We start from the raw sequence: 564 nt of genomic DNA on the forward strand, positions 1-564 counted from the left end.
ACCTCCTTTCTAAGGAGCAAACAACACGTCGATGCTGGTGCCGAATGTGTATCGGGTCGGTGTTTGTTCATGGGTGAAACACAAGAATCCATCATTTGTTTGTCGGTGGCCTGCGAGATGCGGGCGGGCCGGCGGGTGGTCGACCGTGAGTGATTGCGGTTGTGGACGAAGCACACTATCGGGGTTCTGAGGGAACACGCGTTCTGCGCGGGTTGTCTTGGTGCTCACTGTTTTCCGCCCCGGAGTTTGTGGGGTGTTGGGGGTGGTGGGTGTGTGTTGTTTGAGAAGTGCATAGTGGATGCGAGCATCTAGCCCGGCGAGTTCCTTGGTGTTCTTGTTGGGTTGTGTGTTCTGCAATTTCGATTCTGGTTTGTGCGATCGCGTGTTGTGATCGTTGATTTTTGTTTGTTGTCCGCATTCGCGTCTCGGGCACTGTTTGGTGTGTGGGGTGTGTTTGTGGGTGTTGTTGTAAGTGTTTGAGGGCGTTCGGTGGATGCCTTGGTACCAGGAGCCGATGAAGGACGTGGTAGGCCGCGATAGTCCTCGGGGAGTTGTCAAACGAGC

Annotated in this window: 1 rRNA gene; it reads left to right on the top strand. The window is 54.8% G+C overall.

What is annotated here, in order from left to right:
* Positions 1-466 precede the first annotated feature (466 nt).
* Positions 467-564 (top strand): 23S ribosomal RNA (locus tag ABFX36_RS18975); the annotation flags it as partial.

The organism is Gordonia cholesterolivorans, assembly GCF_039531975.1.
GTDB classification, from domain to species: domain Bacteria; phylum Actinomycetota; class Actinomycetes; order Mycobacteriales; family Mycobacteriaceae; genus Gordonia; species Gordonia sihwensis.